We start from the raw sequence: 12826 nt of genomic DNA, 5'->3' as shown, positions 1-12826 counted from the left end.
AATTATTTGATGGCGTCGGTCGCGCTACGCTAACCGCCACCACCAATCAATCCACCTACAATTGGGATAGGTTTACGAAGTGACCAATTTGTAATTTTGAAACCGTCTACCAAACAGTAAGCCTCAGTAAAATCAGGGAAAGAAAAAGCGGTACCGGTGATGGATGCACTGCATGCCTGGATGATCGCCCAGCGCCAGATCGTGCACGACGGCTCGGCGATCAGTAAAGCTCTGGATTACAGCCTCAAACGCTGGACGGCGCTGTCGCGCTATCTCGATGATGGCGCCGTACCCATTGACAATAATTGGGCAGAGAACCAGATCCGGCCTTGGGCGTTGGGGCGCAAGAACTGGCTCTTCGCAGGATCACTGCGCAGCGGAAAACGGGCAGCGGCGATCATGAGTTTGATCCAATCGGCGCGACTCAACGGGCATGATCCGTATGCTTATTTGAAGGACGTCCTCACGCGGCTGCCGACGCAGCGGGCGAGTGAAATTTCCGAGTTGCTGCCGCATAGGTGGCAACCGGTTTAGTTGCGCAAGACGGGATGCCCGGACGCATACCCCATGAGCGCTATCAAGGTCAGCCAAGTGAGGCGTTGTGAAGCGACAGTGAAGGCTGTCGAGTGGGATAGGGTTGATGGTTAGAACTTCCTTGATTGGCGTTTCTGCCTACTTTTCGACTCACTCAAATCCAGCACACTATTTGACACCGTCAATTGGTTGGAAGAAATTGACAGTGTGCCCTGCCTGACCTGTGTCCGACTCAACGCGCGGCAACCGCAGCTCTCAGCATGTCGACCTCATTTCTACTACCCGTCCACCTGCTCAGTCGGTTACTGAGAGATGGTTTTTTTGATAGGAAACAAAAGTGCTGACTCGTCCAGATAAAGACTCGCTTCGTGCGATGCTCGAAGCTCAAATTCAAGAAAAACTTCAACGCGACCCTGATGCCGTGACTACCTACGCAGCTAAGCCTGAACCCGAACGAAAGCCTTACACGAGCAAGCAAACTATTCAGGACAAGGCGTTCCACAGAGAGCTTGACCAGATGCGTGCAGATGCTGAAGCCGGAGTGATACATAAATCAGTGAGCGAGCCAATGGACGATGGTGAGTCTAGCCTTGCGCTCGATGATTACCCAGGCTTGAAAGAGGCGGGTTCTGCATCAAATCAGTGGTGATGTTTTGGCGGTAATCGGTACCTAGTCGCCCTCCTCTTATGCAGCCTGTCGACGCATGGTCAGAATGGCTGCTCCGAAGCAGATGAACGTCGACCCAACTACCCGGCTGACCCACCGGGATAGCTCGGGACGGGTCAACACGCCCTTGGCCCAAGAGACCAGTGCGGCATACAGACAAAGAGACGTCACCGAGACCGATCACGCGAGCTTTATGGCTGCGCCCTGGATATCGTCACGCGCCGCTCGTAAGTCAATAGCGTCCTGGTTGAGTCGGTGAATCATGTTGAGCAACCGTTGGCGTAGCACTTCGTCTTGGAGCTGCTCTGCTGCGCGCATCATATCGAGCGCCGCTACCTCATTGTTAGTGGCGACGGAGTCGAGCAGTTTGCGCATGCTTCTTGATGGTCGATTCATCTCCAGCTCCCTGGATTTCAGTGACGCGAATCATATGGCCAGAATGTTTCGTCAGTATTTCAGCTGCCCGAACTGGCTTGAATCACCGGCTCCGGCTCATTTGACGCTAACTGGAGGGACAACCTGAGGGGTCGATTACGCTTGTAGCAACCCGTCATTGATGAAGCTAAGCGGCTCGCTCCAGAGCATCCAGCAAACCAAAAAACTCCCGAGAAAGCTTATGCCGAGGGGCCAAATGGATGATGGGTACTGAAACCTCGTGAGATTCGCGCATCTTGACGGAGCTGCTTAGGTACACCGGCAGCACAGGTAAACCTTCTGCCAACAATTCATCAACTAGATTTTGATGAAGACTGGTGTCCGTCACAGGCCCGCTCATTCTGGAAGACGATGCGCTGATGATCCAAGCGGCGAAAGATGGCGCTGGTATTGCCTATGTCTACGAGTAGTTGGCGCGCGCCGAAATCCGGAACGGGCATCTCAGAGAAATACTCCAGGAATGGAAAGCACCGCCAAGCCGATTCTTTCTTTATTACTCCAGCCGGCGCCATGTGCCACCTGTCTTAAAAGCGCTCATCGAATTCATCAGAGCGGGTGACTTGCGAATCTGATTCAGAACCATCCCGACCGGCAACTGTGGATCGAGTGGCGTCCGAGGCATGACATTCCGTTTTTTATCTGGGAGAAGTGAAACGTATCAAACGTTGCGCATTGGCTAGAGGCTTCCGACAACGGTACTCAGGCGCACGCGGAGGTTTGGAAAAGCTAGTTTTTTGGTTTTCGGGTTGCTCTGAAATCAAAAGCTAGCCGCGACTGACGTCGCAAAAAGAACGATCCTCCTACCCAGCGGGCAAAGCCGCCTGCAGCCATTCCCTGCCATTTACTTCATTCTAATTTTCCAAAAAGGCAAGGACAGAGACAACAGCAACGGCGAAGCAATCGAGTCGATTGCCCTAAAGCCTGTGGAGTCACGAAAGCTCACAGCCATCGAGATCCCCGCTTTTTTTTGGTATCAAATATAAGAACTCCATTTCCTTTTTTTAGATTCAAGGGCACGGAAAAAATATTTTTTTGGGAGGGCAGTGATTGTTGAAGCTAGAGAGTTTTCATAGCCAATCTCAAAGCAGATCTCTCAAACCGACGTCTCTATTTGCAACAACCGCCGGCAGGTACGCTGAAGGCGGGTTGGCCGGACGCGTTCAAGTATTAAAACCAGGTTTCCATTTGTATCCCGTATTGCCACACACCTCCGGCGTTGAAATCCGTCTTGCCGAAGGAGTCTGAGGTACTGTATCTGTCCAGATCCGAAGACCAATTCATGAAGCTTGCGAACACTCGCAATTCGGGACGTGTGAGAAGGTCTCCAACGTCAGGCTTGAATGTCGGTGCGACTGTGAATTTCCAGAAGTTACCGTCGACCGCATTGCGCTGCAGGTAGCCCTTGGGGTCGAGATCCATGGTTTGCCAGCTCATTTCGTAGGCCATCTCGAAATTGCTGTTGATTGCATTGGCCAAACGCATGTTCAGGGTCATCCAGCGGTAATTGTCACCCTTGACGTATCTATCCTTGCTTTGTTCGGCCAACAAGCTTGGGCCGATGCGCCAACCAGGCGCAATGGGGGTCTCGCCGTAAAGTGCCAGACGCAGAGCGCGGGCATCGTCAATCAGCTCACCATCCGAGCCGACGTTCTTGACCTCTGCCCCCAGACCTTGCCCATAGAGCAGCGCTGTTTTGAAGAAGCCTTCCCGGCCGAAGAAGTTTTTCTGGTGATTGGCCAACATGCTGTGCAAGCCGGAATCCGCAGGCGTCAGCCCTGCTTCATTGCTGCGAGTGCCAATGTCGTTTTTCTTTGAGCCAATGGCGTTGAACATCCACTGCCACTGACCACCGTCGAAGAACTGGTTTGAGGTCAGGATGTAGCTTTCCACATCGGCGTTGATACCGCCCTCACTGAAATCCCCGTAGTTACGCCCGATCAAAGAGTAATTCGAGCGCCAGTTCTTGTTCATCTGCACATCGTAGATACCACCTCCGGTGCCAGCCAGATAGACCACGTCGGAGTCCAGCCAATGGATATCGAAGTTATCTCTGTCGAATCGTTTGCCTGCCCACAAGGTGGAGTTCTCGAACACTGAGTTGCCCTTGAAGGCGGCGAGATGATCGAGTTCGGTAAAGACCTGACGCACGTTCAGGTTGCTCTCGTCGGCCGTCCAGTCATTGGAGCTTTCCACACCATCGGCGATGGACACCGTGAATTTGGAGCGGGTGCCGTTCTGCGCATAGGTTTCTTTCGACAGGTCTATGCGCATGTAGGTGTCGTCTTCGTTGCCGAGTCGCCCGACTGCACCACCGACTGAACCGGCAGGGGTTGCATAAGGGCCACCACGACCACCACCTAGCCCATCGTTGATCAGCAATCCGGAACGGGCATAACCCTTGAAGCTGAAGCCGTCCGTGAGGTGGCCGCTGCTGCCTTGCTTTTCCATGCTTTGCTGACGGGCTTCGAGTTTTGCCAGTCGGGTGTCCAAAGCAGGCGCCGAAATGGCTGCGGCAGTAGACGCAGCGGGCTGCAAGGCGGGAGCTGCGAGTTTGATTTGCTGCAATTCCCTGGCGAGTGCCTGGGTTTGCTGTTCGGCTGCGGCTGCACGCTTTTCCGCTGCGCTGGTACGGGCTTCAAACGCGGCCATGCGTTCTTCCAGAGTCGCGGCCTGAGAGGTTGCCGCCGATGTGCCGAGCACGCCTGCGAGTAGCCAGCCTGGTGCTTTCTGCATGTGGATTTCCCTGTTTTGTTTTTATTGTTTTGTTCCCGCGACCGGCCATTTTTCGTGAGTTGTGAATTGTCGCAATCGACGAAAAAAAGGATGCCTCATCGCAAATACGCTGCTACATTTGGCGATGTTAACGTTAACTTTTCTAAAAACAAAAATAAAGGGGGCTCTATGAAACAGCTGAAATCTCTCCTTCCTGCAGCACTGCTCACCCTCTGTGCAGGGCTTCCATCCCTCTCGAGCGCAGCCAATTTGACGATCTCGTGCGGTGCGGTGGGTGCGGAGTTACAACTCTGCAAGGAGGCTGTCGAGGCGTGGTCGAAACAGACCGGCAACAACGTCGAGGTGGTTTCCACGCCTAACTCGGCGACCGAGCGGTTGTCGTTCTACCAGCAGATCCTCAGTGCGCAGTCCGCCGACATCGACATCATTCAAATCGATATGGTGTGGCCGGGAATGCTGGCCAAACATCTGACGGATCTTCGCGAGGTGCTTCCCGCCAACGCGACCCAAGGCTATTTCCAGGCACAGGTGGATAACGCCACGGTGAACGGACGGCTGGTGACGATGCCGTGGTTCACCGACTCGGGCCTGCTGTATTACCGCAAGGACTTGCTCGAGAAGTACAACCAGCAGGTTCCCCAGACTTGGGAGGAAATGACCGCTACCGCCAGGAATATTCAACAGGCCGAGCGCGCTGCCGGGAACCCCAATGCGTGGGGTTACATCTTTCAGGGGCGCGCCTACGAAGGCCTGACGTGTAATGCGCTGGAGTGGATCAGCAGCCAACCGGAAGGAGGGCTTGTCAATCCACGAGGCGACATCGTGGTCAACAGTCAGGCCTCAAGAACGGCTTTGACCCTGGCGAAAAGCTGGGTAGGAGACATCTCCCCGCGTGGCGTACTCAATTACACCGAGGAAGAAGGACGTGGGGTATTCCAATCGGGAAATGCGCTGTTTATGCGTAACTGGCCTTACGTCTGGGCCTTGGTGCAAAACCAGGACAGTGCCGTAAAAGACAAGGTCGGGGTTGCTCCCCTGCCCCGTGGCGGCAAGACCGGCAGCCATGCATCCACCCTCGGTGGCTGGGGTCTGGCGGTATCGCGTTACAGCGCCCATCCAAAACTTGCCGCAGAGCTGGTGAGCTATCTGACCAGTGCTCAAGAGCAAAAACATCGTGCCCTGATAGGCGCCTATAACCCGGTTATCGAGTCGCTCTATCAAGATCCCGAACTGCTCGCGGCAATGCCTTATTACAGTCAGCTGCACAGCATTCTCAACGATGGGGTCATGCGCCCCGCCTCTATCACTGCCGATCGCTATCCACGGGTCTCCAATGCGTTCTTCGATCGAGTGCATGGAGTGCTGGCGGGCGAGTTGCCTGTCAATCAGGCGCTGGCCGAACTGGAAAGCGAACTCACGCGCATCAAACGCCGGAACTGGTAAGCCACAAGGAAAGAAATCACCATGTCTGTCTCTTCTACCCATGCCCCCTGTGACGAGCTCCTGCTCACCAGGGAAACGCCCGTACAACGTCGCCGAGTACGCGCTGCCTGGCTGTTTCTGACACCGATGTTGCTTTGTCTGGCCCTGGTGGCGGCCTGGCCGCTACTGCGAACATTCTGGTTCAGCCTGACCGACGCCAACTTGGCGGACACCGGTGGCGGATCCTTCGTCGGCTTGAGCAATTATCTGTTCCACAACGGTTCCACCTGGTCGGGCATCCTGGTCGATCCTCAATGGTGGAACGCGGTGCGCAACACCTTGCATTTCACCGTGGTGTCGGTGGGACTGGAAGTCGTCCTGGGACTGCTGGTGGCGTTGCTGCTGAACATCAAGTTCACCGGCCGTTCTCTGGTGCGTGCGTTGATTCTGATTCCGTGGGCGATTCCAACCATTGTCTCGGCGAAGATCTGGTCATGGATGCTCAACGACCAGTTCGGCATCATCAATCACCTGATGCTGAGCCTCGGACTGATTGACGCTCCTCTGGCCTGGACGGCAGATGCGGATCTGTCGATGTGGGCGGTCATCGTCGTCGACGTCTGGAAGACCGTACCTTTTGTCACGCTGCTGATGCTGGCTGCCTTGCAGATGTTGCCGAGCGATTGCTACGAAGCCGCGAGGGTCGATGGCATTCATCCGCTGAAGGTGTTCTGGCGTGTCACGCTTCCCCTGCTGATGCCCGCACTGCTGGTGGCGGCGATCTTCCGCATCCTCGACTCGCTGCGGGTTTTCGACGTCATCTATGTGCTGACCTCGAACTCATCGAGCACCATGAGCATGTCGGTCTATGCCCGCCAGCACCTGGTGGAGTTCCAGGATGTTGGCTATGGCAGCGCGGCCTCGACTCTGTTGTTTCTGGTCGTTGCGGTAATCGCCATGCTTTATCTCTACCTCGGACGCCGTCAACTGGAGGTTCGGTCATGAGCCAGCGCCTACTGAAAAAAGCGCTGTGGCGCCTCGGGTTCTGGTGTCTGATCGGGGTGTTGCTGCTGTATGCGGTCTTCCCTTTTTACTACGCCATCGTGACTTCGCTAAAGCCGTCCAGTGCCTTGTTCGAGGTGAGCTACTGGATCGAAAACCCCGACTTCTCCAATTACGCGGCGGTACTCCATCAAGCCTCATTCCTGCGGGCTATCGGTAACTCGCTGGTGGTTGCGCTTTGCGTGGTGACGCTGGCGCTGTTCCTCAGCCTCACCGCCGCCTATGCATTGGGAAGGGTGAAATTCCGTGGACGTGGCACGGTATTGATGATGGTTCTCGGCGTGTCGATGTTTCCCCAAGTCGCTGTACTGTCGGGGCTGTTCGAAGTGATCCGCGCCTTGGGTCTGTACAACACGTCCTGGGCGTTGATCCTGAGCTACACGATTTTCACCCTGCCCTTCACCGTCTGGGTGCTGACCACGTTCATGGGGCAACTGCCCCATGAACTGGAAGAAGCGGCAATCATGGATGGCGCGTCCCCATGGGTGACGCTTACCCGTGTGCTGTTGCCGCTGCTCTGGCCCGCACTGGTCACCACTGGCTTATTGGCCTTTATCGCAGCGTGGAACGAGTTCCTGTTTGCCCTGACCTTCACCCTCACAGACACGCAACGCACGGTACCGGTCGCCATCGCCTTGATTTCCGGCGGGAGTCCCCATGAGCTGCCTTGGGGGCTGTTGATGGCTGCATCGGTGCTGGTCACCGTCCCACTGGTGATTCTGGTGCTGATCTTCCAGCGCCGAATCGTTTCCGGTCTCACTGCCGGCGCGTTAAAGGGTTGATGCCCAACAAATACAAGGAACAGCATCGTGATCAAATTGAAGCTAGACAACGTGAACAAACAATTGGGCGGCGTGCGGATTCTTCGCGACGTCAGCCTGGAGATCGCTGCGGGTGAATTCGTGGTGTTCGTTGGCCCTTCGGGTTGCGGTAAGTCGACCCTGCTGCGACTGATCGCCGGACTGGATTCGATCTGCGCCGGCGACCTGCTGATCGACGGGCGACGGGTCAACGACCTGGAACCGCGCGAGCGTGGCGTCGGCATGGTGTTTCAGTCTTATGCGCTGTACCCGCACATGAGCGTCTACGACAACATCAGCTTTGGTCTCAAACTGGCCAAGACTGAAAAGAGCAGCTTGCGCGAGCGGGTGCTGAAAACTGCGCAGATCCTGCAATTGGACAAACTGCTGCAACGCAAGCCAAAGGAACTGTCAGGAGGGCAGCGTCAGCGTGTGGCCATGGGCAGAGCCATGGCACGAGAGCCGGACATTTTGTTGTTCGATGAGCCGCTTTCCAATCTGGATGCATCCTTGCGGGTGCAGATGCGCAACGAAATCGCCCGTCTGCATGCTCGACTGGGCTCGACCATGATCTACGTCACCCACGATCAGGTGGAAGCGATGACCCTGGCCGACAAAATTGTCGTGCTCAATGGCGGTCGCGTAGAGCAGGTCGGTTCACCGCGCGAACTCTATGAACGCCCAGCCAGCCGCTTTGTCGCCGGTTTTCTCGGTTCGCCCAGAATGAACTTTCTGGCGGCGCGCCTGCATGCCCCGGGCGAAACCAGCCTGGTCGACACCCCCGTTTTGGGTATGACCTCCCTGCCCTTCGACAGCTCGAACCTGACGGCAGACGCGCAGCTGAGCCTGGGGATTCGCCCGGAGCACATTTCGCTCAAAGCGGCTGAGGGAGCCGTCGGCATCGTCGTGACCGGGGTCGAATACCTGGGTAGCGAAACCTATGTGCACCTCGAAACAGGTCAGGACGAGCCACTGATCTGTCGTTGTGAGGTCAACGCCGGATGGCAGGCGGGCGATCGGGTCGAACTGCAGCTGGATATCGACAACCTGCACCTGTTCGACGCCGACGGCACGGCCTTGAAGCGCCACCCACAAGCCATTGAAAACCTGCCGAATGACGTCTCTCTGCGCTCAGTCCGAGCACGCGCCCTATGACCTTGTCTTTGAATACCATGAGCGAACCAATGTCTTCTTCCCTTGACCTTGCGCAGCGTGCACTGAGTGACGGCCTGTCTCGCGTCATCCACGATTATCGACCCGGTTATCATATTGTTCCCCCGGCAGGCTGGATGAACGACCCTAACGGGGTGGTGTACTTTCGTGGTGAATATCACGTTTTCTATCAACATTACCCCTTCGAGGCGAAATGGGGCCCGATGTATTGGGGGCATGCCAAGAGTGCCGATCTGGTTCATTGGCAGCATCTGCCCATTGCCCTGGCACCCGGCGATGACTTCGACCGTGACGGTTGTTTTTCCGGTAGCGCGGTGGTGTGTGGAGATACCCTGGCATTGATCTACACCGGACACACCTGGCTGGGGGAACCGGGTGACGAACGCTCTATCCGTCAAGTCCAGTGCCTGGCCACCAGTATCGACGGCATCCACTTCGTCAAGCATGGCGCAGTCATCGAGACCGCGCCGCAAGACACGATCATGCACTTTCGTGACCCCAAGGTATGGAAGGAGGATGACTATTGGTACCTGATTGCCGGCGCACGTCTGGGCGATGTGCCGTTGCTCCCGCTGTACCGTTCCACGGATCTGCACGTCTGGGAGTTCCTTGACTACGTGTCCAGCGGCAGCGAGGGCGATGGCTATATGTGGGAGTGCCCGGATCTGTTTCGACTGAACGGACGCGATGTACTGCTGTACTCCCCCCAAGGCATGCAACCCCAGGGTTACGAACGGCTCAACAAGTACCAGACTGGTTATCGAGTGGGCCGACTCGACAGCGACTGGCACTTCGCTGGCGGGCCTTTTATCGAGCTGGATAACGGCCACGATTTCTATGCAGCGCAAACGCTACTGGCCGCCGATGGTCGGCGACTTTTGTGGGCGTGGCTCGACATGTGGGAAAGCCCGATGCCGAGCAAGGCCCATCACTGGTGCGGCATGCTCGGTTTGCCGCGCGAACTCGAACTGCGCGCAGATCGCCTTTGCGTGTATCCGGCGCGGGAGCTCACCGCTCTACGCAAGGCGCCATTGCCGGACACGCCCTGGTGGGATGGGTCGGGAACCCGGTGGGTGCCGGAAGTGAAAGGCGACATGCTCGAAATCCATGTGCATCTGGATTTGCTCGGCTGCACCAACGGCCACCTGGGAATCGCCTTGCGCTGCAGCGACGATGGCCATGAAGAAACCCTGCTCTACTACGATGCGTCGCTGCAGCGTTTGGTGCTTGACCGTAGCCGCTCGGGTGCGCAAGCCACAGGTCAGCGCAGCGTGTCGATAGAACCGACACAAGAGCGACTGGAACTGCGGGTGTTCCTCGATCGCTCGTCCATCGAGGTGTTCGACGAAAACGGGCGCTTCAGCCTCAGCAGTCGCCTCTACCCCCAGCCTGGCAGTCTGGGTGTGAAGCTCATTGCGAGCGGGAGTGGCGGGCGTGTCGCCATTCCCAGAGCATGGCCTCTCGCCTCGGGATGGCTATGAGCAGCGTCATACGAGTCGCGAGAAGCGCAGGCCATGTGTCATGATTCTGCGTCAACCTGACCGGCCTCGCCTCGCATGACTTCAGTGAAAGACGTTGCACAGCTGGCCGGCGTGTCCCTGATGACGGTTTCTCGAGCGCTCAATAATCCGGAAAAACTGAGTCCCGAAACCCTTCTGCGGGTGCGTCGCGCCATTGATGAACTGCAATTCGTACCGAGCCTGTCGGCGCGCAAGATGCGCGGCGACAACCTCCAGAGCCGAACCATTGGTGTGTTCGCGCTGGACACCGCGACCACACCGTTCGCGGTCGAGTTGCTGCTGTCCATCGAACAGACCGCGCAGCAAGCAGGCTGGAATGTATTTATCCTTAACCTGCTAAGCAACCCGCCCACCGACCAGAATATCGACCTGATGCTATCGCACCGTCCCGACGGGTTGATCTTCAGCGCCATGGGGTTTCGCCACGTGAACATTCCCGAGCGCTTGAAGAGCAAACCCCTGGTACTCGCCAATTGCCTGGCAGATGACAGTCGCCTGGTGAGTTATGTGCCAGACGACGAAACGGGGCAGTATCGAGCGGTACATCATGCGTTGAGCCAGGGCTATCGGCGCCCTCTGTGCATCAATCTGCCAAAACAGAGTCTGGCCTGGGGCCTGCGGCAAAAAGGCATGCAGCGTGCCTGTCAGGCATTCGGACTGGCGCCTGACGCGCTCCTGCAATACAACCTTTCCGATCATGATGCCTACGGTGAAACCGCAGGCATCCTCGACCGGCATATCATTGATAGTCGTCCCCAGTTCGACATTCTGATCTGTGGCAACGACCGCATTGCGTTTTGTGCTTATCAGCTGTTGTTGGGCCGAGGTCTGAAAATCCCCGACGATGTCGCCGTGCTCGGCTACGACAATATGATCGGTATCGCTGAGCTGTTCATCCCGCCGTTGACGACGGTGCAACTGCCGTACTACGAGATCGGTCGTAAGGCTGCCCAGCACCTGATCGAGACCATTGAGGTATCGGGAACCCAGCCAGTTGATTGTCCATTGGTGGTCAGGGCATCACTATAAGAATTAGTTAATTTGGTGATAGCACACCCATTGGCTTTCGATTTGCCACCAGCTTGTCACGCACCAGGGTTGTTAGGCGGGCAGCTTCGATGGCTTGGTGCGTTTTTCTGCCCGGGCGAAACCGTAGCTATAGTCCGATGGTAGAAAATCGGCATGAGCTGTCACAGCAAAGCCTCTTGAATCAGGCAATCACAACGCTGGAAAATCCCCACCTGCTCAATTCTGCGTTTGGACTTGTGAATTTCGACGGCGCGTACATCTTGGCGGCGGTATTTGCCGGCCAACAATCGATCTTAGAGGATCGGCCAATACTATTTCACCTACCCCTCACGTTGCTTCACGCCATAGGCACCCGCATCGCTGACCGAGAGGGTATACGCACACTTGTTAGGGCTCCTAACATAGGCTCAGCAACATGGTTCGACTACCGGCAGATCTGATCGTCTACGCCACGGGCTATGGCTCAATGAATGGTTGAGCGGCGAAGCTGATTTCCCAGGAAGTAGCTGACAAGGTCGGCCGCTGCTGGGGCTTGGGTTCTGGAACCACGAATGATCCTGGCCCGTACGAGGGCGAACTGCGGAACATGTGGAAGCCAACACAGCAGAAAAACCTCTGGTTCCACGGTGGCAACCTGCATCAGTCACGGCATTATTCGCTGTATCTGGCGCTGCAGTTAAAAGCGCGCTTCGAAGGCATCGACACATCCGTCTATGGCCTTGCCGAGAGTCACCACACTGGCTGAGTCAAATGGCGCCCAGCCGTGGTTGGGTGCCCCTCCACAATGCCCCGGATCAGCCTACCCGTAGAGATTGATGGCTGGCAGCTCACACTCTTCAATGACTGTGACACCCTAGACTACTGCGAGTACTGCAGGTCGCCTGATGGCTGAGTCGGGACACTTGGGTTCTGCCAGAGTGACGGAGCCGATCCTGTTGAACTGTTGAGTGCCTGGGAGCGTGAACAGCTCGAACGCTTGCTCGCTGCCCAATGAGCCTGGAAGCAAAAGCACGTTACCATTGCCGACGCAGAAGCGATGGAGCCCACACGTGAAAAAGCCCCCTATGAAAATAATCATCGAAGAATGGGATGGTGACGGTGCAATCCGAATTCCCGATGAAGCGCTGCAGGAATTGGAGTTGGATGTCGGCGACACTGTGTATCTGATAGAAGAAATTGTCGGCAACACGCGCTGCCTAGTCCTATCAAAAAAGCCTCAAATCGCGGATCGAATAGACGAGCTCACTGAAACCTGGGATAGCGGACAGCCTGGCAACGCCGAGGAGAAATGAGGCAGCCGAACTGCGCTTCCATGATCGATGACAGCACTTTCATCTCCATCTGAAAAACCTACAACTAAGCCGGGCCCCCTGGCCCGAACCGGCGACTTCTACATTGCCTCTGCGGAGGTCTATCAGACACAGGTCAACGTGATTTCGAAGGGTAGCGTA

10 protein-coding genes and 7 pseudogenes are annotated in these 12826 nt (G+C 56.3%); 12 read left to right on the top strand and 5 right to left on the bottom strand.

What is annotated here, in order from left to right:
- Positions 1–138 precede the first annotated feature (138 nt).
- Both ACMXYH_RS15480 and ACMXYH_RS15475 read left to right on the top strand, forming a co-directional pair.
- Positions 139–534 (top strand): annotated as a pseudogene (locus tag ACMXYH_RS15480) (IS66 family transposase); the annotation flags it as partial.
- A 337-nt stretch (positions 535–871) separates the two neighbouring features.
- Positions 872–1183: a hypothetical protein gene (locus ACMXYH_RS15475; RefSeq protein ID WP_415767622.1), complete on the top strand. Its 312-nt coding sequence runs from the start codon at positions 872–874 to the stop codon at positions 1181–1183.
- Positions 1184–1219: 36 nt separating this feature from the next.
- Here ACMXYH_RS15475 and ACMXYH_RS15470 read toward each other — a convergent pair.
- The 3 genes and pseudogenes from ACMXYH_RS15470 to ACMXYH_RS15460 all read right to left on the bottom strand — a co-directional run.
- A pseudogene (locus tag ACMXYH_RS15470) lies at positions 1220–1381 on the bottom strand (LysE family translocator); the annotation flags it as partial.
- Positions 1382–1597: a hypothetical protein gene (locus ACMXYH_RS15465; protein ID WP_415767621.1), complete on the bottom strand. Its 216-nt coding sequence runs from the start codon at positions 1595–1597 to the stop codon at positions 1382–1384.
- Positions 1598–1763: 166 nt separating this feature from the next.
- Positions 1764–1955, bottom strand: a pseudogene (locus ACMXYH_RS15460) (ParA family protein); the annotation flags it as partial.
- Between ACMXYH_RS15460 and ACMXYH_RS15455 the strand changes: the two are divergent.
- Positions 1954–2208, top strand: a pseudogene (locus ACMXYH_RS15455) (LysR substrate-binding domain-containing protein); the annotation flags it as partial. The pseudogenes ACMXYH_RS15460 and ACMXYH_RS15455 sit on opposite strands and share 2 nt — an antisense overlap.
- A 595-nt stretch (positions 2209–2803) precedes the next feature.
- On the opposite strand, the gene ACMXYH_RS15450 reads toward ACMXYH_RS15455, so the two are convergent.
- The gene (locus ACMXYH_RS15450; protein WP_415767620.1) at positions 2804–4369 is read right to left on the bottom strand and encodes a carbohydrate porin; all 1566 of its coding nucleotides are present in this window, start codon (positions 4367–4369) and stop codon (positions 2804–2806) included.
- Positions 4370–4537: 168 nt separating this feature from the next.
- Here ACMXYH_RS15450 and ACMXYH_RS15445 point away from each other — a divergent pair, with 168 nt between their 5' ends.
- The 6 genes from ACMXYH_RS15445 to ACMXYH_RS15420 all read left to right on the top strand — a co-directional run bounded on the left by ACMXYH_RS15445 (position 4538) and on the right by ACMXYH_RS15420 (position 11375).
- The gene (locus ACMXYH_RS15445; RefSeq protein WP_415767619.1) at positions 4538–5812 is read left to right on the top strand and encodes an ABC transporter substrate-binding protein; all 1275 of its coding nucleotides are present in this window, start codon (positions 4538–4540) and stop codon (positions 5810–5812) included.
- A 21-nt stretch (positions 5813–5833) separates the two neighbouring features.
- A complete protein-coding gene (locus ACMXYH_RS15440; RefSeq protein WP_415767618.1) occupies positions 5834–6796 on the top strand; it encodes a carbohydrate ABC transporter permease in 963 nt (320 codons plus the stop codon).
- Positions 6793–7635 carry a carbohydrate ABC transporter permease gene (locus ACMXYH_RS15435; protein WP_415767617.1) on the top strand — a complete coding sequence of 281 codons (843 nt, stop codon included), beginning with the start codon at positions 6793–6795 and terminating at the stop codon, positions 7633–7635. The genes ACMXYH_RS15440 and ACMXYH_RS15435 overlap by 4 nt, the downstream gene beginning before the upstream one ends.
- Before the next feature lie 27 nt (positions 7636–7662).
- The gene (locus ACMXYH_RS15430) at positions 7663–8808 is read left to right on the top strand and encodes an ABC transporter ATP-binding protein (RefSeq protein WP_415767616.1); all 1146 of its coding nucleotides are present in this window, start codon (positions 7663–7665) and stop codon (positions 8806–8808) included.
- Positions 8805–10307, top strand: coding sequence for a glycoside hydrolase family 32 protein (locus ACMXYH_RS15425; RefSeq protein WP_415767615.1), 1503 nt, complete (start codon positions 8805–8807; stop codon positions 10305–10307). Before ACMXYH_RS15430 ends, ACMXYH_RS15425 begins: the two co-directional genes overlap by 4 nt.
- Before the next feature lie 75 nt (positions 10308–10382).
- Positions 10383–11375, top strand: a complete 993-nt coding sequence (locus tag ACMXYH_RS15420; protein ID WP_415767614.1) for a LacI family DNA-binding transcriptional regulator — start codon at positions 10383–10385, stop codon at positions 11373–11375.
- 76 nt (positions 11376–11451) lie between these two features.
- Here the strand turns inward: ACMXYH_RS15420 and ACMXYH_RS15415 are convergent.
- Positions 11452–11686 (bottom strand): annotated as a pseudogene (locus ACMXYH_RS15415) (group II intron reverse transcriptase/maturase); the annotation flags it as partial.
- Between the two features lie 95 nt (positions 11687–11781).
- Here ACMXYH_RS15415 and ACMXYH_RS15410 point away from each other — a divergent pair.
- The 3 genes and pseudogenes from ACMXYH_RS15410 to ACMXYH_RS15405 all read left to right on the top strand — a co-directional run.
- Positions 11782–12120: pseudogene (locus ACMXYH_RS15410) on the top strand (NAD(P)/FAD-dependent oxidoreductase); the annotation flags it as partial.
- A gap of 39 nt (positions 12121–12159) precedes the next feature.
- Positions 12160–12369, top strand: a pseudogene (locus tag ACMXYH_RS31485) (DUF7693 family protein).
- A gap of 55 nt (positions 12370–12424) precedes the next feature.
- Entirely contained in the window at positions 12425–12667 is a 243-nt protein-coding gene (locus ACMXYH_RS15405) for an AbrB/MazE/SpoVT family DNA-binding domain-containing protein (RefSeq protein WP_415767613.1), read from the top strand.
- Positions 12668–12826: the final 159 nt, after the last annotated feature.

This window comes from Pseudomonas frigoris (assembly GCF_047758635.1).
Classification (GTDB): Bacteria; Pseudomonadota; Gammaproteobacteria; order Pseudomonadales; family Pseudomonadaceae; genus Aquipseudomonas; species Aquipseudomonas frigoris.
Note: the sequence above shows the minus strand (reverse complement) of the source record. Positions and strands in the feature narration are given on the sequence as shown.